Origin of the sequence: Acidobacterium sp. S8 (assembly GCF_009765985.1) — a bacterium.
GTDB lineage: Bacteria > Acidobacteriota > Terriglobia > Terriglobales > Acidobacteriaceae > Alloacidobacterium.
In genome coordinates, this window is sequence record NZ_LMUM01000015.1 from 129,333 (window position 1) to 153,833 (window position 24,501).

The 24,501-nt window shown below is 53.5% G+C and carries 15 protein-coding genes, 2 tRNA genes and 1 riboswitch; of the genes, 2 read left to right on the forward strand and 15 right to left on the reverse strand.

From position 1 onward, the window contains the following. Window positions 1–10: 10 nt before the first annotated feature. The 5 genes from dnaE to GSQ86_RS04530 all read right to left on the reverse strand — a co-directional run bounded on the left by dnaE (window position 11) and on the right by GSQ86_RS04530 (window position 6,863). Entirely contained in the window at window positions 11–3,529 is a 3,519-nt protein-coding gene (gene dnaE / locus GSQ86_RS04510; protein WP_158748761.1) for a DNA polymerase III subunit alpha, read from the reverse strand. Window positions 3,530–3,632: 103 nt separating this feature from the next. Further along, the gene (locus GSQ86_RS04515) at window positions 3,633–4,109 is read right to left on the reverse strand and encodes an SRPBCC family protein (RefSeq protein WP_158748762.1); all 477 of its coding nucleotides are present in this window, start codon (window positions 4,107–4,109) and stop codon (window positions 3,633–3,635) included. Beyond that, window positions 4,110–4,622 carry a Uma2 family endonuclease gene (locus tag GSQ86_RS04520; protein WP_158748763.1) on the reverse strand — a complete coding sequence of 171 codons (513 nt, stop codon included), beginning with the start codon at window positions 4,620–4,622 and terminating at the stop codon, window positions 4,110–4,112. A 103-nt stretch (window positions 4,623–4,725) separates the two neighbouring features. Next, complete coding sequence (locus tag GSQ86_RS04525) at window positions 4,726–6,072, reverse strand: inositol-3-phosphate synthase (RefSeq protein ID WP_158748764.1); 1,347 nt, start codon at window positions 6,070–6,072, stop codon at window positions 4,726–4,728. A gap of 152 nt (window positions 6,073–6,224) precedes the next feature. Beyond that, on the reverse strand, window positions 6,225–6,863 hold the full coding sequence (locus GSQ86_RS04530) for a DedA family protein (RefSeq protein ID WP_158748765.1): 639 nt from the start codon (window positions 6,861–6,863) through the stop codon (window positions 6,225–6,227). Window positions 6,864–7,273: 410 nt separating this feature from the next. Here GSQ86_RS04530 and nth point away from each other — a divergent pair, with 410 nt between their 5' ends. Further along, window positions 7,274–8,053 (forward strand): endonuclease III, encoded by a 780-nt coding sequence (gene nth, locus GSQ86_RS04540; protein ID WP_254062148.1) that lies wholly within the window; start codon window positions 7,274–7,276, stop codon window positions 8,051–8,053. Window positions 8,054–8,142: 89 nt separating this feature from the next. Here nth and GSQ86_RS04545 read toward each other — a convergent pair whose 3' ends face one another. From GSQ86_RS04545 to GSQ86_RS04560, 4 genes are all read right to left on the reverse strand, one after another. Beyond that, on the reverse strand, window positions 8,143–8,646 hold the full coding sequence (locus GSQ86_RS04545; RefSeq protein WP_216841011.1) for a prealbumin-like fold domain-containing protein: 504 nt from the start codon (window positions 8,644–8,646) through the stop codon (window positions 8,143–8,145). 65 nt (window positions 8,647–8,711) lie between these two features. Beyond that, complete coding sequence (locus GSQ86_RS04550) at window positions 8,712–11,189, reverse strand: TonB-dependent receptor domain-containing protein (RefSeq protein ID WP_158748768.1); 2,478 nt, start codon at window positions 11,187–11,189, stop codon at window positions 8,712–8,714. 31 nt (window positions 11,190–11,220) lie between these two features. Beyond that, window positions 11,221–11,432, reverse strand: a riboswitch (cobalamin riboswitch). 31 nt (window positions 11,433–11,463) lie between these two features. Beyond that, window positions 11,464–11,556, reverse strand: a tRNA-Arg gene (locus tag GSQ86_RS04555). Between the two features lie 216 nt (window positions 11,557–11,772). Then, on the reverse strand, window positions 11,773–12,228 hold the full coding sequence (locus tag GSQ86_RS04560) for a cupin domain-containing protein (protein WP_158748769.1): 456 nt from the start codon (window positions 12,226–12,228) through the stop codon (window positions 11,773–11,775). Between the two features lie 386 nt (window positions 12,229–12,614). Between GSQ86_RS04560 and GSQ86_RS04565 the strand changes: the two genes are divergently transcribed. Beyond that, on the forward strand, window positions 12,615–14,636 hold the full coding sequence (locus GSQ86_RS04565; protein ID WP_254062149.1) for a PAS domain S-box protein: 2,022 nt from the start codon (window positions 12,615–12,617) through the stop codon (window positions 14,634–14,636). On the opposite strand, the gene GSQ86_RS04570 is transcribed toward GSQ86_RS04565, so the two are convergent. From GSQ86_RS04570 to GSQ86_RS04595, 6 genes are all read right to left on the reverse strand, one after another. Next, complete coding sequence (locus tag GSQ86_RS04570; RefSeq protein ID WP_158748770.1) at window positions 14,597–15,277, reverse strand: sensor histidine kinase; 681 nt, start codon at window positions 15,275–15,277, stop codon at window positions 14,597–14,599. The genes GSQ86_RS04565 and GSQ86_RS04570 overlap by 40 nt on opposite strands. A 201-nt stretch (window positions 15,278–15,478) precedes the next feature. Then, the gene (locus GSQ86_RS04575; protein WP_371720228.1) at window positions 15,479–15,703 is read right to left on the reverse strand and encodes a response regulator; all 225 of its coding nucleotides are present in this window, start codon (window positions 15,701–15,703) and stop codon (window positions 15,479–15,481) included. Between the two features lie 311 nt (window positions 15,704–16,014). Beyond that, window positions 16,015–16,106: transfer RNA gene (locus tag GSQ86_RS04580), tRNA-Arg, on the reverse strand. Window positions 16,107–17,000: 894 nt separating this feature from the next. Next, window positions 17,001–20,060 (reverse strand): glycoside hydrolase family 2 protein, encoded by a 3,060-nt coding sequence (locus GSQ86_RS04585; protein ID WP_158748771.1) that lies wholly within the window; start codon window positions 20,058–20,060, stop codon window positions 17,001–17,003. 216 nt (window positions 20,061–20,276) lie between these two features. Further along, window positions 20,277–23,339 carry a glycoside hydrolase family 2 protein gene (locus GSQ86_RS04590; protein ID WP_158748772.1) on the reverse strand — a complete coding sequence of 1,021 codons (3,063 nt, stop codon included), beginning with the start codon at window positions 23,337–23,339 and terminating at the stop codon, window positions 20,277–20,279. Between the two features lie 82 nt (window positions 23,340–23,421). Then, window positions 23,422–24,495: an Ldh family oxidoreductase gene (locus tag GSQ86_RS04595; protein ID WP_256366818.1), complete on the reverse strand. Its 1,074-nt coding sequence runs from the start codon at window positions 24,493–24,495 to the stop codon at window positions 23,422–23,424. Window positions 24,496–24,501: the final 6 nt, after the last annotated feature.

The window sequence follows — 24,501 nt, forward strand, 5'->3', positions numbered from 1 at the left end:
GGGTGGGCGATCAATCCAGCGTCTGCACCATGCCTCGGCCCAGCAACTCTTCCGCGCGATCTACAAACCCGCGGTCAGCGCCAACCGTCACGCCCATAGGCTCCAGCATCACGCAGAACTCGCCCTTCTGTTCGAGATTCAACATCAGTTTCCCCGGCCCCGGAGACGCAGCAATCATTTGCCGCAGTTGCGTTAATGTCGCTTCGCTCGCCCGCTCCAACGGCACACGGATACGAATATTCTGCGGTAGCCGCACCTTCACATCTTCCAGCGCCTGGATCGACATCACCGCAAGCTTCGGCGCGGCATCTTCTTCAGCGCGCAACTGTCCGCGCACAATCACCGGAACCTCGATCTTCAGCGTCTCTTTCAGCCGCTCATAGTCTTTTGGGAAACAGATTAGGTCGATCTTCCCCGAAGCATCTTCGAGCGCCGCCTGCGCATACAGCTCGCCAGAGCGCTTCGACCTCGCCACCTTCAAGCCGACAATCACACCCGCAATCGCTGTATCCGGCTCCGGAGCCTGCCCACGCCGCACCGGACTCGGAGATGGCTTGGTTTCCATCGCCGTCGCCGTGTCGATCACGCCCGGCAGATTCCGCAGCTTCTCCGCATACTTGTCCAGCGGATGCCCCGAGACAAAAAACCCAAGCACTTCCTTCTCAAACTGCAACCGCTGGTGTTCATCCCAATCAGGAATATTCGGCAGATCATCAGCCTTCGCAACCGTTGCCGGATGATCGTCGAAAATTCCGAAAAGTCCATGCTGCCCCGACTCAAGATCGCGCTGTGTCTTCTGCGCACGCTCCATAGCTTTGTCCACGGAAGCAGCCAACGCTGACCGGCGCCCGAACGAATCCAGCGCTCCGGCCTTGATCAGAGATTCGATCACGCGTTTGTTCATCAACCGCAGATCGACCTTCTCGCAGAACTCCCAGAACGAAGCGAATGTCTTCTTCTGCTCCGCCAGTTCATTGCGCGCAGCCAGGATGGAATCAATCGCATTGCGCCCAACGTTCTTAATCGCCGTCAATCCAAAGCGAATCGCCTTGCCGTGCGGCGTAAAATCCGCATCGCTGAAGAGCACATCCGGCGGCTCCACTCGAATCTCCATCTCGCGGCATTCCTTGATGTACTTGACAACGTTCTCCGGCTTTGAAATTTCCGAGGTCAGCAGCGCTGCCATAAACTCCACCGGAAAATGCGTCTTCAGATAGGCCGTGTGATACGCGAGCAGCGCATACGCCGCCGAGTGCGACTTGTTAAAGCCATATCCGGCAAACTGCTCCATCAGGTCGAAGACCTTGGCCACCGTATCTTTCGGAAACTTATTCGCAGCAGCGCCAGTAACAAATCGCTCACGCTGCTTCGTCATCTCCTCAAGATTTTTCTTGCCCATCGCGCGCCGCAGCAGGTCGGCTTCGCCCAGCGAGTAGCCCGCGACCGCGTTAGCAATCTGCATTACCTGTTCCTGGTAGACGATGACGCCCAGCGTCTCCTTGAGAATCGTCTCCATCGGCGGAAGATCGTATTCCACTTTTCTGCGGCCCCACTTGCGCTCGATGAAGTCGTCAATCATGCCGCCCTGGATCGGCCCCGGACGATACAGCGCATTCAAAGCCGTCAGGTCTTCCACCGACGTCGGCTTATACCGTCGCAGCACATCGCGCATGCCTCCCGATTCGAACTGAAACACACCGGAAGTCAGCGCCCGATGGAAGACCTGCTCATACGTCAACTGGTCATCCAGCGGAATCGTCGCCATATCAACCACTTCATCGCGATTGCGCTTTATGAGCTTCAGACAATCATCGATGACCGTCAGTGTGGTCAGCCCAAGGAAGTCCATCTTGAGCAGACCCATTTTTTCGACCGCCTTCATGTCATAAGCGGTCACAATTTCATCGTTCTTGCTGCGCACCACCGGAACCAGATCCGTCAGCGGACGCGGCGCGATCACTACGCCGGCCGCATGCACACCAGCGCCGCGCACCAGCCCCTCAAGCTTCTTCGCCGTGTCAATCAGCTCGCGCACCTGGGTATTTGTGTCGTAAGCCTCCTGCAGCGGCGGCGAATCCTTTAGAGCCTGCTCAATCGTCACGCCAATCGTCGTCGGCACCAGCTTGGCAATGCGGTCCACGTCGCCGTATGGCATATCGAGAGCGCGGCCTACGTCCTTGATCGCCGCCTTCGCCGCCATCGTGTTGAACGTGATGATCTGCGCCACCTGCTCGCGCCCGTACTTTCGCGTGACGTAATCAATCACCTCGCCGCGCCGGTTCATATCGAAATCGATATCGATATCCGGCATCGAGATGCGCTCAGGATTCAGAAAGCGTTCAAACAGCAGTGCATTCTGCAGCGGATCGATATCCGTGATCCCCATCACGTAGCTCACCAGGGATCCTGCCGCCGACCCACGCCCCGGTCCCACCGGAATATTTTGCTCCCGCGCATAGCGAATAAAGTCCCACACGATCAGGAAGTAGCCGGGAAACTTCATCTGCTTGATGATCGAAAGCTCCCGCTCCAGCCGTGCCTCGTAATCCACGATCGGCTGCCGCAGCAGCCCGCGATCCTGCAGGTGACGAATGGAAGTATCCAGTCGCTTTCGAAATCCCTCACGGCAGACCTGCTCAAAATAGCTGTCGATCGTATGTCCCGCAGGAACCGCAAACTCCGGAAACGGATTGTCTACCTTGCTCAGCTTCATGTTGCAGCGCTCGGCAAACTGCATCGTGCGGTTCACCACTTGCGGAGCATGCGAGAACAGCTTCTCCATCTCCGCAGCCGTCTTCACATAAAACTGATCGGAATCGAACTTGAACCGCTTCGGATCGTGAATCGACGAGGCCGTCTGCACACAGAGCAGCACTTCATGCGCATGCGAATCGTCTTCGCAGAGATAGTGGCTGTCATTGGTCGCCACCAGCGGAATGTCCAGTTCCTTTTCCAATCGGAACAGGTCCGCATGAATCTTCTTCTCAAGTTCCAGCCCTTGGTCCTGAATCTCGAGGAAGAAATTTCCTTTGCCGAAAATATCCTGATACTGAGCCGCCGTCGAACGCGCCGCCTCGTACTTCCCTGCCATCAGGTTTTCGCAAAGCTCACCCGCCAGGCAACCGGAAAACCCAACTAATCCCTCCGAGTGTTCCGCCAGATATTTCTTGCTGATGCGAGGCTTGCGATAAAAACCATGCAGCGAAGACTCCGACGTAATCCGCACCAGGTTGCGGTAGCCTTCTTCGCTCTCCGCCAGCACCAGCAGGTGGTTGTAGTCATCGCCCTGCGGATCAGCGCGATGATCATCCTTTTTGCAGATATAAAGCTCACAGCCCAGAATTGGCTTGATGCCACGTTTCTTCGCCGCGTCGAAAAAATGCACCGCCCCATAAATATTGCCGTGATCAGTAATGGCAACCGCGCTTTGGCCAATATCGGCCACGCGGTTGACCAGCTTGTCCACGTCGCACGCCCCGTCGAGCAGCGAGTAATCGGTATGCAGGTGCAGATGGGTAAATTCAGCCATGGGATATGGCTATTTTAGTTCCGCAGCGAGCTCCAGTTCAGGCGAAGCAAAAGCGCAAGGATCAAATGAGGTGAGGAAAAGCAGTGCCGAAATTGGTGCAAGATCAAACCGGCAGATATTTCCGCCATTCCTCCGACTCGGCTACCTGCTTGATGAAGGCATTCCGCTCACGCAGAAAACAGCGAAGATATTCCTTCAGCACGAGAGCTTCAGCAATTTTCCCCAGCACCGGAACAGGCGCGGCAAATTCCAGATTGTCTTTCATCACTGTGCAGTTGCCTTCCGGCCTGAAAAAATGCCGATGCCGAAAGCTGCGAAAGACGCCGGACACCATCGCATCCTCAAAGAATGTGGGAGCCGCATAAGCAGTTATTTCGCTTGTGTGCCGCAACATAATGCCGAAATGCCTGCCGCTCCACGTAACGCACTCACCCAGTCCGATAACCCCTGAGGTTATACCATCAATTGCGCGCTCTCGGGTCTGCGCAGTACTGTCCTGATGAAGATCGATATTGAGTGATAAATAGAAACAGCGTTCAACCGGAGCATCAATGTGAGTGTGCTCGACGATTGAGACCATTTATCTGCGAAGCAGCTTCCCGATCTCGCCGACTTCAAACGAAATCCCGCGCCCAGCCTCGTCAAAGCGATCGCGGGTCACTAACTGCTTGTTTTCATAGCGGGAGAAGCTGCCATCCTCGGGATCAATCACCCAGATCTGCGGAATGCCCATAGCCGCATAGTCTTCGAGCTTGTGCTTCAACCGCTTGACCGTATCCTCAGGCGACAGCACCTCAAACACGGCAAGGGGAGCATGAGTAGTGATCTGCTCAACCGGAGCAGAAGAATCGAGAACAGCCACGTCAGGAACGCGAAAGCGAGATGCTGCAGCTTGAACTCGCAACTCTGGAAGAACGGTTATATTCCATTCCCGGCTATGCTGAAAAAACCAGACAACTATCGCTGCCCGCCAAGCTGCATGGTCCCGTTCGCCCACCGGACGCTCCTCGATCTCGCCGTCCACATACTCCGCATCCGGCTCGTAGGAAGACCGCAGATATACCTCAATTGGCACATGTGTTGAAGTCGCCATTCAGTCCTCCTATATCTCAGAATATCGCTGCCCGTCTCGATTCCGAAAGCAAAAAGCGGCGCACCCTAAAAGGTACGCCGCAATATTTCCTGTTTAGAAATTCCTAGTCGTAATACTCCAGCCCAAGATGCGTGATCAAATCCTCACCCATAATGTGCCGCAACGTATTCTTCAGCTTCATCGATTGAATAAACAAATCATGCTCCGGATACAGTCCTTCCGCCGTCATCGGTGACTTGAAGTAGAAGCTTAGCCATTCCTGAATCCCGCGATGCTTCAATTCCGGAGTACGCTGCGCCAGATCGAGGAACAACACGAGATCGAGAGCAAGCGGTGCCGCCAGTATCGAATCACGACAAAGGAAATCGACCTTGATCTGCATCGGATAGCCAAGCCATCCAAAGATATCAATGTTATCCCAACCCTCTTTATTATCACCACGTGGCGGGTAATAGTTAATCCGGACCTTGTGATAAATGTCCTTATAGAGATCAGGATAAAGCTCCGGCTGCAAAATGAAATCCAGCACGCCCAGCTTCGATTCTTCCTTCGTCTTGAACGACTCCGGATCGTCCAGCACCTCGCCGTCGCGGTTGCCGAGAATGTTTGTTGAGTACCAGCCTGCGACCCCAAGCATGCGCGTCTTGAAGGCCGGGGCCAACACCGTCTTCATGAAGGTCTGTCCGGTTTTGAAGTCCTTGCCGCAGATCGGCGCGCCCGTCAACTTGGAAAGCTGCTGCATGCAAGGCAGATCGACCGTAAGATTCGGCGCGCCGTTTGCGAACGGAACACCTTCCTTCAACGCGGCATAGGCATAAATCTGCGAAGGCGCAATATTTGGATCGTCGTCGACTAACCCTTTTTCGAATGCCTCAATCGTCTGGTGCACAACCGAAGGCTCAAGAAAGATTTCCGTCGACCCGCACCAGATCACCACTACGCGATCTACCTGCGCCTTGAATGCCTGAATATCCGAACGAATTTGCTGCGCCAGGTCGCACTTGCTCTTGCCCTGCTTCACGTGCGTGCCATTCAGCCGCTTCACATAGTGCTGATCAAAGACCGCAGGCAGCGGCTTGATGCTCTCAAGAAAAGGCTTCATCGTCTTCAGGTGGTCGCGATCAAGAACTGCCGCGTGCTCTGCAGCCTCATACATGTCTTCCGGGAAAATATCCCACCCGGTGAAGACCACATCGTTCAAATCTGCGAGAGGAGCGAAGTCTTTAATCAGCGGGCTGCGCCCATCCGTGCGCTTGCCCAATCGAATCGTCCCCATCTGCGTCAGCGACCCAATCGGCTTTGCCAGTCCCTTGCGAACCGCTTCAACTCCGGCGATCAGAGTCGTGGCCACCGACCCCATTCCTACCGTCATCACTCCCAGCCTTCCCGTCGCCGGCTGGACCTTTGAATCTGCAGCAGCCTTCTGGCCGCCGTCTTGAGGCGTAGACATTCCTTACGTCGTCCTTCTTTCAAATAAAGATGGTTGGCTGTTCAAACTATGTAGTCTCTGCTCCCAAGGCATGCTTTGGCAAATTCCACATCTCAAATGGTAATTTCCATGGTGCGAATGGTGAGAGCGTGCAGTAGTTCGATCTGTTTGTTCTACACTTCCTCAGGCCGCACGCGGTTCTTCCAGTGGGTCCATACAAACCACACCACTCCAATCACAAGCACAATTTCTACCGCCAGATGGAAGCGATGAAATGCAGCTTTAAAGCGTGGATCCGTCTCCCATGCCTGCCCCAGCTTCATCCCCACATACGCCAGTGCATAGCACCACGGCCAGGATCCTACAAACGTATAAAGGTGGAAGCGTAGCTGCGGCATTTTTGCAATGCCTGCAGGCAAGGCAATAAAGGTGCGAACCACCGGCAGCAGCCGACCTACGAAAACCGTAATCCCGCCGTAGCGATTGAAAAAGTGCTCTGCGCGATCAAGGTCATGATGGTTCAGCAGCACAAAGCGGCCATATTTCTCAATAAACGGCCGTCCACCCAGCGCGCCAATCCAGTAAGCCAGCAGCGATCCGAGATTGCAGCCAAGAGCGCCCGCCGTCGCTACCCAGATCAGCTTCAATTGGCCCGTATGCACCAGGTAGCCGGAAAACGGCATGATGATCTCCGACGGCAGTGGAATGCACGTCGATTCGATCGCCATCAAAAGCGCGATTCCCACATATCCTGAACTGGAAATGGTGGCGATGATAAAAGAGGCGAGAACGGCCAGGATTTTTTCGGTCATTCAGGTTGAGTATACCTGCCCCGCATCTAATCTCTATGCCCCGACTCCCGAGCCAATGCGAGCCCAGGGGCTGGCGCCGCTCTGCCTATCATCGATCGCACCGGTGCGACGGCAAACAGGACTGCGTTGCGGTGTGCCCTTTCGATGTCTTTGCCATGCAGCGAATCACCGCGCTCGACCTCTGCCATGCTGCCCGTGCCGCCTCGCAAAGCACACAAGCTGGTTGGCAAATGGCAGGCATTCACCGTGAAGCCGGAAGCCTGCCACGCCTGCAATCTCTGCGTCGTAGGCCTGCCCCGAAGACGCCATCCGGCTAGTCAGGATGGGCAACACCCAGGAATAAGTTTTCGTCTACTACTTTATTTTGGCTGGCCTTAACGAGATCCATCGCTTTCCTGTAAAACATCCCTATGCCCGTTAAGAAAGCCGCGCCTCTTAAGCCTGCAAAACAATCCAATATGAACGCAGCTCTCGCCAAGTCTGCGGGCAAATCTCTTGCGAAATCCCCTACGGAAGCCAAAGAACATTTCGACCCGAAGCGCGACCTCGATCCTGCCCGCGTCGCGGAAATCCTGAAGATTCTCGCTGCTACCTACCCCAATGCCGAGTGCGCCCTGCACCACCGCAACGCCTGGGAATTGCTCGTCGCGACCATCCTTTCCGCGCAATGCACCGATGTCCGCGTCAACATCGTCACGCCCGAACTTTTCCGCCAGTTCCCCACACCGAAAGCCATGTCGGAGGCCTCGCTCCCGGCCATCGAAGAGCTCATTCGCTCGACAGGCTTTTATCGCAATAAGGCGAAATCCATCCTTGGAGCAGCGAAAAAGATCACCGAAGAATTCAAGGGCAAGGTCCCGTGCACTCTCGCCGAGCTGACCACCGTTCCCGGAGCCGCCCGCAAGACAGCCAATGTTGTTTTAGGGGTCGCCTATGGCCTCGCCGAGGGCGTTGTAGTGGACACGCACGTCCTGCGCATCTCGCGCCGCCTGCACCTGACACAGGCCACCGAGCCCAAACAAGTCGAGCAGGATTTAATGAAGATTATTCCCAAGGACCACTGGATTGCCTACTCGCACGAAATCATCCATCACGGCCGCCAGGTCTGCATCGCCCGCAAACCGAAATGCGTGGAATGCCCACTTGAAAAGGTCTGCAACTCAGCCGACAAGACGTGGTCAAGCCACTAGCCTGCACCAACGTGGCAAGTAGGTAGAAGCACCGGGCTTTAGCCCGGTGAATATAGCAGGAATGAAACGGGCTTCAGCCCTGGTTCAAATCAGTGCGGCTGCGCGCTGTCGTCCGAAGGCTTCGGAGCCTCATCCTCGCCGCCGCGCTGCGAATCATTGTGCTTCTCGTAGATCGAATACTGGTGTCCAGGAGGCAGCATCTTCACCGCAATCTCCTTCGTCGTCGTGTCCGCCACGTAATCGGCGCCATATGTCTGGAAGCCATGCGCAATAATCTGCAGCCGGACCGTATCGCCAACCGGAATCACATCCAGCTCAGCCTTGCCCTCTTCGTTCGTCTTCAACTCCATGTTGCCGCCGTCTTTACCATCTTTATCGATAGGGTGAAAGACCACGCCGGCATTCTCTACCGGCTTGCCCGTCGAGCCCTTCGTCACAATCACGGTAATCTTGCAGGTTGGCGGAGGCGGCGTATATTTACGCCCGCGCTTTTCCGTCTGCGCTGAAAGCAGAAGCGGAACAGCAATAAAAAGACCTAACGACGATACAGCAACACGGCGCAGCATAGAACCCGGAGAAATCAAAGAAGCCATTCCTCGATTGTAAGCAAATCTCAGGTTTCGAGGAAACAGGGAGAATTCACTCTCCCCGACACTCGTTATTTCATTTCCTTGCCCAGTGCAAGCCGAAGCCCGATGCGCACGTTATACGGCAGCGACGGATATCCAATCGGCCCAGTATGCTGATTGCTCGTCGCATTTTCCATCTGCCCGTATATTCCCAGCCAGCGGTTTACCTGGTAGACCCCGCCAAGATCGAGCTTGGTAAATCCGTAATCGAGATTCCGGTTCGGCAGCAGCAGCGAATTGCCAAAGTTGGCATCGCTGTTGCCCAGAAACGTCGAGTCATCGCTGCCGCTTGAAAACGCGGCATTGCCCACCACCGTCCACTGCTTTCCGGTATAGGTCCCCGTAATAAATCCCGTATGCGGAGGCCGATGAAATGGTCGCGCTCCCCGCAACGGCGAGTACACGCCGATCGGAATATTTGCAAAATTGGAATCCGTATTGTAGGTCGGCCCAACAGCATCGGAAGTAAACGACTGCTGCACTACCGAATCAAGATAGGTATAGCCGCCACGAAAGAAGATGCTCTTGCCAAGCCCGTATTGCACTTCGCTCTCAAATCCCTGTGCGCGAAACGCCAGAGAATTGAGCGTCGGATTGAAGTACGAGGCCTGCAGCAGCCCCAGCAACTCCTGCTGCTCATCCGGCGAAAGATTCGGCAGCAGCTGTACTGCCTGGTTGCTCGGAACTGTCTCGATCTGGTTGCCGAATTCATTATGGAAATAAGTCACCCGAAACAGCAGACGCTCGCTGAAAAAACTCTGTTCAACACCGCCGTCGTAGCTGCGCGAGCGCTCCGCGCCAATCGGTTGAATTCCATATTGCGCAACCGCCTGCTGCCCGCCGTACTGGTAAAGAAAGTCATAGAGCGAGCTGAACTGATCGTTCAGATTCGGCTCCTTGACGCCCTTCGCAAAGTTGAATATCAGCTTCGTCCCGCGAAAATGCCCCGCGCCCGGGCGCACCACGTAATATGACAATCCAACACGCGGCGTTCCTTCCGTTCCGTAGAGCTGGTTCTTCTCAATCCCGCCGCCAAGCGAGTAAAACACCCGGTTCCAGAAGTCGCCGCCCACCTGCAGCATGTAGTCGTAATTGCTGCGCTCCAGGGTGTCGTTCGTGTAGCCCGGATAGCGATCCGCGCCGCGCTCGTTCTCATAGCGGAAACCGGCAATCGCCAGCAGGTGCGGCGTGAACTGGTAATCCGTCTGCCCATAAATGTTGTCGCGGTTCGACACCAGCTCCGACACAATCGGATACGTCACGCCATAGTTGTCATAGTTCAGAATGGCTTGCCCGCTAACCGAATATCCATTCCCGCCCTTGATCGTGACCGGCAGGCCAAGATAAATCCCGTCGTCTACATCATGAATACCCGTAGGCGACCACTGCGCATACTGCTCACGCTTCCGCGCCAGTCCATAGCGCGCCAGCCCATGCCATCGATCGGAGAAGTTATGATCGATCGAGCCCGCGAGAAAAATATTCTGGTTCGACTGCTTCGCATCATTAGCAATCTGGTAGAAGTCGTACGCGTTCGGCGATCCCGTTGCAATATCGGCGTTGCGCGCGCTTACGCGAAGCGTCGTTGCCGAAGACCACGCATAGCCCAGGTTCGCGGTCTCCACGATGTTGTGGTATTCGCTGCTTGGAATCGAGTTCTTCGTCTGCAAATCGTTGAAGCCGCCGTAGTAATCGAAGCTGCGATGCGTGCCGCCAAGCTGCACCTGGTTGCGATACGTCCCGAAATTCCCCGCGTCGCCCTCATACAGCAGCGATGGAAACGGCGTCGATCCACGCGGCGTACTGAAGCTGACCACACCCGCCGCGGCATCCGATCCATACAGAACGCTGTTCGGCCCGCGATACGCCTCCACATTCGATACGCCGGTCGTTGCAATCGTGGACAAGTCAAACGTTCCGCCCACATCTTCAATCGGCACACCATCGAAAAGAATCTTGTTCGCGTCCGAGTTTCCGCCGCGCACAAAGACGCTCGCCAAGCCGCCGCGCTGCCCCGTCTGCACCACGTTAGTGCCGGGCACCTGTCGCATCGCATCCACCAGATCGGTGCGATTGATAAAGTCTGTCTTCGTGAGATTAGTAATCGACGCGCTCAATTGCCCCTGCGGCAGCGGTGTTCCCGTAGCCGTCACAACAACCGACTGGCGCACCCACTCCGGCTCAAGCACAATGTTCTGATCTACTCCGTCCAGCGCCCCGCCATAAAAGCTCTGCGTCGCAAGTTGACGAAAAGAATCGCCGCCCGCAAGGACGTAAAAACGTCCTGAGGCCGCGCTGGAAAGCTGATAGGTGCCGTCATTCTGAGTCCTGGAGGCAACAACCACCTTGCCATCCTGAATCAGGGAGATATTCGCACTGGCAATAGGTCGTCCGAGCGAATCGGTCACGCGGCCTCGAACCACTACGGCATGAATGGGAGCACTGGCAAACAACAGGCAAGCAGAAAACAGGGCAATGCGGCTCACTGGCCGCTTTTTCTTACTCATAGATCCTCCGTCCCCCTCGGAACGCGGTTGGTCGACTTCATAGCAGTGAGACCGGTCTCCTGACTTGCGCGCTGCCCGGCCGCCTTCCCGGATCTCTCCAGTGGCCTTCAGGTCTGGCATGCACTGCGCATCTTCTGAAATGACAGACGCGCAGTATCGCGCTTACAGTTGCGGGGCAGTGACGGATTCCCACCGTCTTCCCGAGCATCTCCTGCGTTGAACGTTCTAATAGTTATGCGGAAATGCAGCCAGCAATCCGCATGCAGTCAAAAAATGGTGACTCCGGGAGGATTTGAACTTCCGACCTGCGGTTAAGGAAACCGTCCTAGGTCACTTCGCATAGAATAGCAGAGCTCTGCATGGAGTCACTATGCGGCTTGTTTTAAGTCTCTCACCGCGAAAACTGATTGTTGATCGAAGTTTCTCGACCTGGTCGGCTCGCAGGACAAGAAATGTCCTCGGTCGGGAAAATACTCATTCTGGTGACATCAGATTGCGTTTGTTTTATCCAAATCATGAAGCGATTTCGAATGAATAAAAGAGAGTAAGCAGTGAGTGCTTCTCAACCTTTACTCCTTCTTTCTTAAGCGTTCTTTGCCAATATCTTCGTAAAATAAAATGTCATCGTCGTCGATCCTGTGTTCACAATCCCGTGCAGCACGTTCGCCTCGGCGTACATCATGTCGCCTGCCGTCACCTGCGTCGCGACACTGTCCACTTCGATCTCTCCGGTTCCAGCCGTGACGATCACGAATTCTTCTTCAGGGTGACGGTGAGGCGGATGCGGCCTGGAGCCAGGCTCAAGCGTCACGACCCCGGTTGCCACCGCTGCCAGTTGCCTTGTGGGACCGTTGAAATGCACTCTCGCTTTGGCTCCGGGGCTGTTTCCCTCCGTCGAAAGATCTGCACCTTTCACGACCGAACTCTTGAGAGGTGGACCAGTTTGCAGCGTATCGACGTGAGTGATCTGCTGCGGTGCCTGCATAAAAGCACTGGGAAGTGCAGCACAGTAAGTAAGGAAATCTCTTCGATCTAACATATCTGGCCCCTTTTCCTACGAAAATATTGTCAGGCGTCAGAAGATATCAATCCAGATCGACGACAGAGAGCGTCACCTGCTTCAGGCCCGTAACCATATTCAGAAGGCTAACACCGGCCGTTTGAAGAGGTGCCTCTATGAATGAAATTACCACCGCCTTCTCAGCCGTTTCTTCGGCCCCGATGTATGTGACGGCATAAATACCGCCTGTTTTTTCTTGTATAAGCTCATCAAGGCACGCGCTTTCCAAATACCGAAAAAGCTGGTGTGCGTTAGCATGTTAGAAACATTGACCGTACCGCGTCGTCGCCGGATTTTAGGATTCGAATCCAGCGAAGCAAAAGTTAGCCTGCGGCCGAAAACATCAATGCGTATGAGAATGCACGATGGTTGGGCCTGTTAATTTCATGAACGGACAAACGCTCACAGCACGGACCAAAACCTTGATTACCGGCGACAGTGAGTTGGCGGGCCGCATACGCGCGTACAAATGGTCGGAAACACCTCTTGGACCGATTGAAGACTGGTCCGAGACGCTGCTCGCGACCGTGAACCTGATGCTGCATTCGCCATTTCCGACGATTCTGTCGTGGGGACCGGAGATGGTCTTCTTGTACAACGACGCGGCCATTTCTACTTTGACGGTGAAGCACCCGAGCGCCCTGGGCGGTCTGTATCGAGATGTCTTCCATGAGGCATGGGACCTGGTGAGCGGCGATCTTGAAGCCTGTTTCTATCGCGGTGAGACGGCCGTACGGGATAACATGTTCATCCCCATCCTCTTTAATGGTGCTCTCGAAGACCATTATTGGAGCTACTCCCTCATCCCGGTTTACGAGAATGGCGCAATCGCTGGCGTTTACGACGCCTTTCGCAACACCACCGAAATCGTGATGGGGGCGCGACGTCTTCTCGAAAGCGAAACCCGGCTGAAAATGGCAACGGAGGTTGCCCGGCTCGGAGTCTTCGCATGGCACCCGGTCGAAGACCGTGTGAATTGGGAAAACGATCTGATCTACGAGATCTTCGGACGGAAACCCGAGGATGGTCCGATCAATGGCACTATGTTCTTCAACGAGGTCGTCCATCCTGATTGCCGGGAGGCCTTCAGGCGTGCGATAGAGTCGACTTTACAAAACGGAGAAGCATTCGATTTTGAGGCCATGATCTGTCTACTGGATAGGACGTTTCGTTGGATCGAGGTGAAAGGACACCTTCAATCCAGGACCGAAGGCGGGACAGGACAAATTCTCGGTACTGTACGCGATATTACGGAGATCAAGCGAAGCGAGCAGATATTGCGAGAGAACTTCAAACACCTTGGCGAACTCGCAGCCATTGTCGAATCCTCCGAAGACGTGATTTTGAGCAAGGATCTCAACGGCATCATTACAAGCTGGAATGCTGCAGCCACTCGTCTTTTCGGCTATTCGGCGGAAGAAATGATTGGAGTCTCGATTCTCAAGCTCATTCCGGCCGATCTTCATTCTGATGAAAAGACAATTATGGAGAGTATTCGTGCCGGATGCCGCATCGAGCACTTTGAAACCAAGCGTCTCACGAAGAGCGGTCAGTTGCTCGATGTCTCTCTTACCATCTCTCCGGTAAGAGATGAACACGGCAGGGTGATCGGGGCGTCCAAGATTTTGCGGGATGTTTCGATGCGCCGGCGGATCGAGCAATCCTTGTTGCAGGCCGAAAAGATTGCAGCGACCGGACGAATGGCGGCGACGATCGCCCATGAAATCAACAACCCTCTAGAAGCTGTGATGACTTTGATGTATCTTCTTCGTCCGATGATTGCCGACCCCGTAGGTATCAATTACTTTGAGTCCGTCGAGACTGAACTCGGGCGTGTCTCGCACATAGCCAAACAAACTCTTGGTTATTACCGCGAACACACAGCCGCAAGCAGCATCTCCCTTTCAGAGATCGCTCTCCATGCCATCACGATCTATGAGCCGAGGTGCATTGCCAGCGGCATTGAGATTAGAAAAACACTCAATTCATCGAGAAAAATCGTACTGCGTCGCGGAGAGATGATGCAGGTCGTTTCAAACCTCATCATGAACTCGATTTACGCCATGCCGGCGGGCGGTGTTTTGTCCATCTCCATCAAGGATACGATGGAGTCTCGAGATGGCATCATCCTGACCATTCGGGACAATGGCGCCGGAATAGCGGAGGCTGATCTGCCAAGAGTATTCGAAGCTTTCTTCACCACTCGCAGCACCGTGGGAACAGGCATCGGCTTATTTGTCGCGAAGCAGTTTGTTGAAGGCCACGGAGGCCAGATTCAGATTGAAAGCATCCGGGACACAGAAGAGCACGGTACGACCGTTCGCGTCTTTCTGCCAATATCGACAACCTATGACTCCTCTGGCAATGTTGTCCGCTCCAGGGATTGAACGGGCAGCAAAATACGAAAGACCGTTCCGCTCCTGCCGAAAACACTGCTGCTCCGATATCGAATTGTTCCACCGTGACCGTGAACGATCTCTTTTACAATCCAGAGACCAAGTCCGTTTCCCTCAGATTTATTACTCTTGAAAGAATCGAAGAGCGTCCTGCGCATCGACTCTGGGATCCCAGCTCCATTGTCCGCAATCGTGATGATGGCATTGTATGGATGCGTGACGACACGTACATGTAGTTTCCCGGAATGTGGCAACGCCTCGATGGAGTTGAGTAGAAGATTCGTAATCGCCTGGAAGATTTCACCCTTTTTTACGCAGGCCAATGCTGCCTCCGAAGACCGCGTCTGAACGTTGATTCTCTTTTTTGCAATCTGCTCGTGATGAAGGCGAAGAGCCGAATTAGCCAGATCGACCAAATCGATCTCCTTTGCTTCCATATCCAGGCGAATGAAGGAGAGGCTTCTGCCGGTAATCTCGCCAAGACTACGCAATTGACTGTCCGCCTCGTCCAGATAGTCAACGTTCTGAAGTGGGGACGCGGCAAAGGTCCTAGCCAGAAAGATGAGGTTGGTCAGTGCTGCCAGACGATTATTGACTTCATGCATGGTCGCGCCGACCAGTCTGCCTGCCATGGCAAGCTGATGGTATCGGCGGAGATTTTCTTCACAGGCTTTGAGCTTTTGACCTTCGTCGTCAAAGGAACCGCGAGGAGGAGAGGCCGAGTCCATGTCTATCTGAGGAGAGTGGAGGAATAAAGGTTGGCCCTCGAAATTCGTTTGAGCCTTTACACCCTAAACACGGGTTGTGCCAGACAAATATTCGGCCCGGCGCATTCAAACTCGGAGCTTTGCCAGAAGGTCTGCGGGGTGGACGGGTTTGGACAGTAGATCGAAGTCGTAACCCTCCGAGCGAGCCTCTTCGAGAAGGTCTGCGGTTGAAGCCTGCCCAGAAAAGAGCAGGACCTTGCATTCAGGTTGAGTTCTACGGAAATGAATGGCCAACTCAACGCCGGTCATTCCAGGCATCATGACATCGCTAATAAGGAGAGCCGAAGTCAGCTCGGCGCTGGCGGCAAGGGCCTTCTCCGGTGATCGAAAGCACTTGCCCGAAAGCCAGCTTGATTCAGGATGAGGACAAGGGTTTAGGCGATCACCGCTTCATCCCTCTACGATGAAGGCGACACGATTTGTGTCCGGCACCTGGTCTCCTTATCTCTGTACCCAGATCTCTGTATCCAGGATATTCCGTGCGAGATACAGAGCCTATCGGCCATAGGAGACCATGCGGATTTATCGTTTGTTTACAAATATCAAATGACAACTGCGGTCTTTCGATCAAACCCAAAGGCGGGGTTGAATGATTGATTATATGGTGACCCCGGGAAGATTCGAACTTCCGACCTGCGGTTTAGGAAACCGTCCAAGGGCACATGCATAGAGTAGCAGAGTGCCGCATGGTGTCCGTATGTGGCTTATTTTGAGCCTCTTACCTCGAACGCATTTTGCATGGAGATGCAGGAAATTGCTCAAAAGTACAATTCAAACTGACACCAGAACTGACACCAACTTTTCCGTCGGGCCTGCGGTTTTTAAGTTTTTGGATAACATCGTAGTCTATGATAAATGAGCTTAAGCCAGCTTGACCCCAAGTTCACGTCCACCAGACATTTATCGTGATGAAGCATAATTTGGCCAAACTAATGTCTGTACCTAAAATTTGTGCCCGAAATCGGTGCGGTTTACATTCGTCTAGTGCTGCAATTGCAGTATGAAGCTACTGCAATCTAGCATTAATCTCCATAAATCGACTTCGGAGAAGCTATTTCTCCACTAGCAAACTGTCGCAGATCACCTGAAGAAACCGCTCACAAACTAGCCCCTACTATATCTGCGAATGGAAGCACTACCGAGCTTATCTAGCCTAATAGACGGATGCGAGCGTGAACTTTCTCCACGGCTAACCAAGGTATTTCTAATTGATCTCTTGACCCGCTGCTGGGTGAGGGGCGGTCAAAAAAGCACTTTATAGTCCTCAACCCTGGACTATGCAAGAATGTGTGGTGGCTGGCCCCGCAAAGTAAGCATCGCCTTCGTCTGTTGGATCAAATTCGCAGCGCTGAGCAACCAAGCCGGGAATTGGATTGGATCGAGAAAAGAAACTCGCCAAACATACGAAATCTCGCACGTCTCCGGATCGAGCGATGCGCCTTTGATGGAGGATTTTTCTAAATCAATAACTATGAATCTCAAGAGATCCTCGGCCGGACCTGCAACCCGCAAATGTCTCGACCATTCAAAGCCGGGAATGTTCCGAAACGCATGACTCTCGAAGAGATGGAGGGACGTTCCCTAAGCCCTAGTCCATATATCCAATTTTCTTCAGCTGATCATCCCAATCAGATGGAAGCGCTACGGCTTCTCCCTTTGGCAGGGTGCCGGCATATTGAATGAGATTGAGAAGCATCCGATCCGCCACAGGATGCTGATCAATGTGCTCGAGCATAGGAAAGCTGTTCACGATAAACGCGCCTGCATGGAACGAATATTTGCCCAGTAGGACCCCAGATGCATAACCACCCGGCGCGGTATATCCTGCTGCGAACGCAGCAGCTATTACTTCGTCTGGCGTATCCTGACCGTCAAATACGTAGCTCGGCAGAACCGATCCAAAATAATACCAATCGAGGATGCCATTGGCTTCGATTCCTTCAAAGACCGGATGTGGTTTCGCTACACACTCCTTGTGATAAAGAAAGTCGCTAAATTTATAGATGCGGCCCTTCTTCGTCAGAGGAAGCCAAGCCGCATTCTCTTTTTCGCGAGCGAATGCCAGTGGGGACAAGAAGATTACAGTAGATCCGGTCGCGATATCTCTGGCTAGAGATGTCCATTGACTCGCTGTAGATTGATTTTGCGGAATATCGCCAACAAGAATGACTTTATGTTTTTGCAGTGGCGCAGCACTCGTAAAGGAAACGGAAGCTACACCGTGTGCGTTGAGCCATGTCTCCACATCGCGCGGAATTCCCAACGTGACAACATCCTGGTGCAAATGCGGCAGCGATGCGGGATCCGAGATATAGAACCGGCATGATGTCTCTGGCGGAGCAACTCCCTTCTGTATCGAGGGAATGAGCTTATAGCTGCCAGCCGGGCCGTGTATGGTAGCGCTTTCTTTCATCACAGGTATGGCAAGCGGTGGATTTTCCGCCGCCTTGTCAGGGATGGAGATTACCGCCTGTTTGTCCCATGCCATTCCTTTCGGGCCCCACACTCTGAATGTCGCACTGTAATTGCCCGCCTGCAGCACGTCTTCGTTGGCGAGCACAGCTTCCAGCGTTATCGGACGGCCAGCGTAGGTATGGGTTGGCTCTACAAATAGACACCAGCGCACTGGTGCCCATCCATCTCGCATCACATCGAATATGCCGGGCTTCCAGTCTCTCCAGAAACGCCAGACGCCTTCTCCGACCAGTGCATGATCGAGCATTCCGGTCAAATTGAAACCACAGATGTTAGGGTTAGAGCGAATCAGATTGAATCCCAATAAACGATGTTGCCCCATCTTCTTCTGGCTCATCTCCAACAACGTTTCTGGATAGGGGTAAACGACGTCCATGCCAAAACGAGACCAATCGGCAGTAAAGTGGTCGGCCATGTACCGCACCAGAACGAAATCCTCAGCATCTTCGGGAATGTCCGCCTGCTCATACATTCGGAGCTCGTGAATGACATTCATCATGCTTCCGATTCCATATTCGGAAAGAAACACCGGCTTGCTGCCTTTACCCAGATCCCGCATCATCTGGTTGGTTTCCTGTGTTTGCGGAACATTCGGATAAAGGTGAAAGTCTCCGGAACCTAATCCGGAGGGATATTTCATCGCGACGGAGGCCATCCCGGCCTCTTCTTTTCCCCACACATATTCCCAGGATGAGCTGTCCGGGTTGCTTGTCGAGCCGATGTCAAGGTGCCCGTCGAACCGTCCGCTCGAGAGAAGAACAAGACGCGTCGAGTCCAGTGAGCGGACGAGCGGCAGCGCACCCACGGCTTCGCGAAACACCGGACCGTCTTCCGTCTCATTTAATAAACCCCATATGGTAAGACTGGGATGGTTGCGATCGCGAATGATCATTTCGCGCACAGAGTTTTCATAGCGCCGTTTCATTTGCGGTGAATCTTTAAGCAGCCAGCTTCCCTGGGATTCTTCATAGACCATGAGTCCCAACTCGTCGCATAAATCAAGTTGATAGGGATAGGCGACGCCGGCTAAAAAGCGAACGGTATTAAATCCTGATGCCTTGGCATACAACAGATCACGTCTGAGAAGGTCCGTGTAGCCATCCGGCGGAATCACCACTCCAAATGGCACATGGTTTCCCCCATGTGTACAGCGTAGAAACAAGCGTTTGCCGTTCAGGTGAAAATAGCCATTTACCAAACGAAAATCTCGAAAGCCGAAAGCTGTTGTGATTGCATGAGACCCCTCTAACGCATCGGATTCAATCCGCAGATGAAGACGGTATAGCCAAGGATTGTCAAGATCCCAAAGCTGATGTTTCTTGATGCTCATTTCATGATGAGCAATGGTCGTTCCCGTCGGAACATCCAGCGTGATCGTATCGATGGAGTCGGCATCGCCCAGAACATCCTGCGTTACGGTAAAGTGGAGCCGCGCGGAGACCGGCTTACTGGATTCATTCGTTACCTCTGCCTCGAGCCGGATGTCTCCTGTCTTCCAATCTGCCCTCACATAAATATCGGACAGGTGGAACGCCGGCACGAAAAGAAGCTCCACCGATGCAATGATGCCGCCGTAGTCAAATGTCATTCCATTTGAGTAGTTCACGACCTTGTTGTGGTGTGGCGTTTCCAGAAGCAGAATGCCATCAATCGCTGTATCGTCAGGATTCAAAACACGCACAGCTAGCCGGTTGCTTTGCTCCGGACGAATAGTTTCCGTTACATCTAATGCAAATGGGGTCTCTCCGCCTTCGTGCATGCCGACGTGTGCTCCATTCAGCCAGACGTCTGCTAGGTAATCCACGGCATGAAAGCGAAGGAGATACCTTCCTTCTTTCCACGGATTGCGCTGTGGCTCGAACTCAAGCCAATACCAGGCTACGCCGTGATATTTAGGATACGACTGCTGAATGATCGACGGAATGCGTGTCGCCTTGGCATTTGCCTGAGGACTTTGGAACCAAGCTGCACTTCTTCCTACATTCTCGGGATCTATAGCCATCGACCAGCCCTCGTCGAGCGGCATGATCAACTCTTGCACTGCGGAAACTCTATTAGCTTGCGCCCCCGTTTTGACAAGTGCGGCGGCATCCAACGGATTTAGAAATGGAACTGCTGTGCCAAGTCCTGCACCCAGTTGGCCTGTAATCTTCAAAAACTGCCGACGCTGCATCTTGCCACCTCCAAACTTGAATTGCATTACGAATCGAATCCATGGCTCAATACTGCACCCGCGGATCTCCTCGTGCAATAGTCCGCTTCTCTTGGTCCGATTTGTTGCACATCCACTGACACAAGTTGAGCCGGGCACGCCACCTGGGACCGTGTGCCGCCAGATAAAGTAGTCCTTGAAGAAACGAGGAAAATTAGCTAATACTCCCCACAAGCCTTAGTCTAAATATCCAATTTCTTTGAGCTTGATATCAAAGTCTGCCGGAAGTGCTGCGGGCTTTACTTGGGACACGGTGTCCGCATAGCGAATGAGATTCAGAAGCAGGCGATCCGCTACCGGATGCTTATCGATGTGCTCAAGGACTGGAAAACTGTTCACAACAAACTGGCCCGCACCAAATAAATAAGCGCCCAGCAGGATCCCGGAGGCATAGCCACCCGGAGTTGAATACCCTGCAGCAAATGCCGCTGCAATCACGTCGTGTGGAGTATCCTGGCCGTCAAATAAATAGGAGGGCAGAACCGGTCCGAAATAATACCAATCGAGGATACCGTTGGCTTCCAGTCCTTCAAACACCTGGTGGGGCTTGGCCACACACTCCTTGTGATAAAGCCAATCGTGGAATCTATAAACTCTCCCCTTGTTCGCTAGGGGCAGCCATGCCGAAGTCTTTTCATCACGTGCAAATACTAATGGAGAGAGAAAGATAACAGTCGATCCGGTCGCCATGTGCTTCGCAAGTGATCTCCACTCACTCGTTGTAGGCTTGCCAGATGGGATGTCCCCCACAAGGATGACATCCCGCTTCTCAGTCGGCTCACCTGCAAATGGTCTCGCACTGACTCCGTGAGACTTGAGCCAAGTTTCAACGTCATGCGAAACACCAAGCGTCACTATATCTTGCTGTAAAAACGGCAACGACGTAGGGTCTGAGATATAGAACCGGCATGACGTTTCCGGAGGAGCAACCCCCTTTTTTATTGAAGGGACGAGCTCATATCTTCCGGCTGGACCATGTATGACAGCCTCTTCTTTCATTACCGGTAGGGCAAACGGGGTATCTTCGGATGTCTTGTCAGGGATGGAGATTACAGCTGGTTTATCCCAGGCGATCCCGTTTGGCCCCCACACTCGGAATGTTGCAGGATAACTGCCCGCCTGCAGCGCATCTTCGTTGGCGAGAACAGCTTCCAACGTAATCGGGCGCCCCGCATAGGTATGCATTGGCTCTACAAAAAGGCACCAGCGCACAGGTGCCCATCCATCCCGCATCGCATCGAACATTCCGGGCTTCCAATCGCGCCAGAATCGCCAGACGCCCTCTCCGGTCATGGCATGATCGAGCATTCCCGTAAGGTTAAATCCACAAATCTTTGGGTTCGAGCGAATCAGATTGAATCCGAGCAGACGATGTTGAGCCATTTTCTTCTGGCTCATCTCCAAGAGTATTTCCGGATAAGGATAAGCTGCATCCATGCCGAAACGGATCCAATCCGCTGAAAGCTTTTCAGCCATGGATTGCATGAGGACAAAGTCCTCGGCATTTTCAGGAATACCGGCCTGCTCGTACATCCTGAGTTCGTGAATGACGTTCATCATGCTGCCGATTCCGTATTCAGAGAGAAAAATCGGCTTGCTGTCTTCACCCAAAGTTCGCATCATCTGGTTCCTTTCCTGGGTCTGCGGAACAGTGGGATAAAGGTGGAAATCTCCGGAACCTGATCCGGACGCGAAATAGGCCATAGCAACGTGCCCGGCTCCGGGCTGTTCTTTTCCCCATACGTATTCCCATGTCGAGTTCTTTGGATTACTTGCCGAGCCAATCTCAAGATGACCGTCAAATCGCCCACTTGAGAGCAGTACGAGGCGCGTGTCATCCAGAGAACGGACAAGAGGAAGACAAGCCTCAGCCTCACGAAAGACCGGGCCTTCTCCCGTCTCGTTCAACAATCCCCAAATGGCGACGCTTGGATGATTACGATCGCGCACGATCATTTCGCGCAAGGAGTCTTCATAGCGTCTCTTCATTTGCGGTGAATCTTTGAGCAGCCAGCTTCCCGACGATTCCTCATAAACAAGCAGGCCAAGTTCATCGCACAAATCAAGTTGATAGGGTAATGCGACGCCTGATAGGAAACGAATGGCATTAAATCCAGAGGCTTTGGCATACAGCAAATCTCGCCGGAGAAGATCAGCATACCCATCTGGCGGAATCACCTGTCCAAACGGAACATGGTTTCCAGTGTGTGTGCAGCGTAAGAACCTACGCTTGCCATTCAGGCGAAAATAACCATTGACGAGACGAAAGTCTCGAAATCCGAATGAGGTTGAAACCTCATGGGTCCCTTCCGCGCCGTCGGAATCGATCCAAAGGTGAAGGCGGTACAGATATGGATCGTCGAGATCCCAAAGGTGATGATTCTTGATATTCATTTCGTGATGGGCAGCCGTACTCCCAACCGGAGCCTTGAACGCGATGGCATCTGTCGAGTGAGAGTCACCTGTGGCCTCTGATATCACGGAAAAATGCAGGCCTGCGGAGATCGGCTTCCCAGAATCGTTATGCACAGTCGCCCGGACGCGGAGATTTCCCGTCTGCCAGTCGGGGCTTACACAAATATCGGACAGATGAAAGGCAGGCACGAAAAGAAGTTCGACCGGCTCGATGATGCCGCCATAGTCGTAAAAGTTTCCGTTCGCGAAGTTTACGACCTTGTTGCGATGCGGGGTTTCGGCAAGCATGATACCGTCTATCGGCAGATCGTCGGGATTCAAAACGCGCACTGCGAGCTTGTTGTTCCGGTCAGGATGCAGCGTATCCGTTACATCGAATACAAAAGGCGTTTCGCCACCTTCGTGCGTACCTACATGCTTTCCATTCAACCAAACATCGGCCAGGTAATCCACGGCATGAAAGCGAAGCAGATACCTGCCCCTGGTCCATGGATTGCGCTGTGGTTTGAACTCAAGCCAATACCAGGCCAAACCGTGATACCTGGGGTACGCCTGCTGAATTGTCGATGGAATGGGCACTTCTTTTGCACTTGGTTGGGCCTGCTGGAACCAGGCGTTGTTTCTGCCAACATTGTCGGGATCGATGCTAATCGACCATCCCTCGTTGAGCGGCATTACCAGGCCTCGTGCTACGGAACTTTTGTTCGGGTCATGCGTCCTGGTTGTAGCAAGCGATTCAGAGGCAAATGGTCCGAACAGCGGAACGGCTGTCCCAAGGCCAGCCCCAAATTGGCCCGTGACTTTCAAAAATCGACGGCGATGCATCACTCTGCCCTCCTGATGATCGTGAATCGCGTTTCTCTATCCGGTCTCGAATGCGGCTCGCTTCGATCAAGTGAGTCGGCGTTTAGTCCAGCAGGTTCGGATCTACACCACGCTCTTCGCCTGCACGATATAGACTTGCGAGAACTGCTGCCGGCAATGGAATGCCATTTCTAAGGCAATCTTCTCTTCTTTCCCATTCAATCTCACCGGGCACATAGATGCGATCAGAGCCTTTCGCTTTCGGTGCCTGGCGAAGTTGCCGGATCAAGCTATCGACTCGCTGCTGAAAGCTTTCCACGGGCAGTAAGGCTCCTACATTGATTGCAATAAAACCCTGGCCGAGGGACGCTTTCTCACCAGGCGTAAAGACCCAACTCTTCAATTCCCCAAGCAAACCTGCCCCCGTCATCAGGCCTGCCAGGACCTCGACAAGAATCGCAATTCCGTAGCCTTTATGGCCTGCCATCGGCATCATGGATCCAGTTGCGGGCCAATTGCTGAGATCGTTCGTCGGCAAGCCGTCCGTATCGGTAATCCAGTTCAGCGGTATGGACTGGCCCTGTGTCTTCATCGCCGTGATCTTGCCATAGGCAACCGCGCTCAGAGCAATATCAAGAAGTATCGGACGCTCCTTTCCCGCGGGCACAGCATATGCCAGAGGGTTGTTACCGATGGTGTGCCCTCGGGTGCCTGGAATCGTCATGTTCGGATCAGCATTGCTCATCGCAATCCCGATCACGTTTTGATCGGCCGCCAGGTTTGCATAGTATCCCGCTTCGCCAAAGTGACTTCCGTTTCGCACACCAGTCCAGGCAATGGTGCAGGTTCTCGCTTTCTCGATGGCAAGGTTCATGGCCATGCAGCAACTCGGCATTCCCCTGCCGGAACGGCCGTCAATGATTGCCCAGGATGGCCCCTCAGAGAGAACCTCGGGCTGCGCCGAACGATCAATTCCACCTGCCTGTAAGGCATGCGTATAATTCAGCAGCGCACCGGTGCCATGTGAAAATGTTCCCCAGGTATCAGTCATTACCAGGACGTCAGCAGTCGTCTTTGCGTTAGCCGTCGTTAAACCGGCCTTCATAAGAACTTCGACACAGAAACTGTTCAGCTTCTGGACCGCAATACGTCTGTCGCCACTCGTTTTTTTGCTCATTTGTGG

Bases quoted from the DNA above. Each gene is read 5' to 3' on its own strand.
- nth (WP_254062148.1), top strand. From the start codon at position 7,274: ATGCCCGTTAAGAAAGCCGCGCCTCTTAAGCCTGCAAAACAATCCAAT.
- GSQ86_RS04570 (WP_158748770.1), bottom strand. From the start codon at position 15,277: ATGGCAGGCAGACTGGTCGGCGCGACCATGCATGAAGTCAATAATCGT.
- GSQ86_RS04590 (WP_158748772.1), bottom strand. From the start codon at position 23,339: ATGCATCGCCGTCGATTTTTGAAAGTCACGGGCCAATTTGGGGCTGGC.
- GSQ86_RS04515 (WP_158748762.1), bottom strand. From the start codon at position 4,109: ATGGTCTCAATCGTCGAGCACACTCACATTGATGCTCCGGTTGAACGC.
- GSQ86_RS04520 (WP_158748763.1), bottom strand. From the start codon at position 4,622: ATGGCGACTTCAACACATGTGCCAATTGAGGTATATCTGCGGTCTTCC.
- dnaE (WP_158748761.1), bottom strand. From the start codon at position 3,529: ATGGCTGAATTTACCCATCTGCACCTGCATACCGATTACTCGCTGCTC.
- GSQ86_RS04585 (WP_158748771.1), bottom strand. From the start codon at position 20,060: ATGCAGCGTCGGCAGTTTTTGAAGATTACAGGCCAACTGGGTGCAGGA.
- GSQ86_RS04595 (WP_256366818.1), bottom strand. From the start codon at position 24,495: ATGAGCAAAAAAACGAGTGGCGACAGACGTATTGCGGTCCAGAAGCTG.
- GSQ86_RS04530 (WP_158748765.1), bottom strand. From the start codon at position 6,863: ATGACCGAAAAAATCCTGGCCGTTCTCGCCTCTTTTATCATCGCCACC.
- GSQ86_RS04560 (WP_158748769.1), bottom strand. From the start codon at position 12,228: ATGTTAGATCGAAGAGATTTCCTTACTTACTGTGCTGCACTTCCCAGT.
- GSQ86_RS04565 (WP_254062149.1), top strand. From the start codon at position 12,615: ATGGTTGGGCCTGTTAATTTCATGAACGGACAAACGCTCACAGCACGG.
- GSQ86_RS04545 (WP_216841011.1), bottom strand. From the start codon at position 8,646: ATGGCTTCTTTGATTTCTCCGGGTTCTATGCTGCGCCGTGTTGCTGTA.
- GSQ86_RS04525 (WP_158748764.1), bottom strand. From the start codon at position 6,072: ATGTCTACGCCTCAAGACGGCGGCCAGAAGGCTGCTGCAGATTCAAAG.
- GSQ86_RS04550 (WP_158748768.1), bottom strand. From the start codon at position 11,189: ATGAGTAAGAAAAAGCGGCCAGTGAGCCGCATTGCCCTGTTTTCTGCT.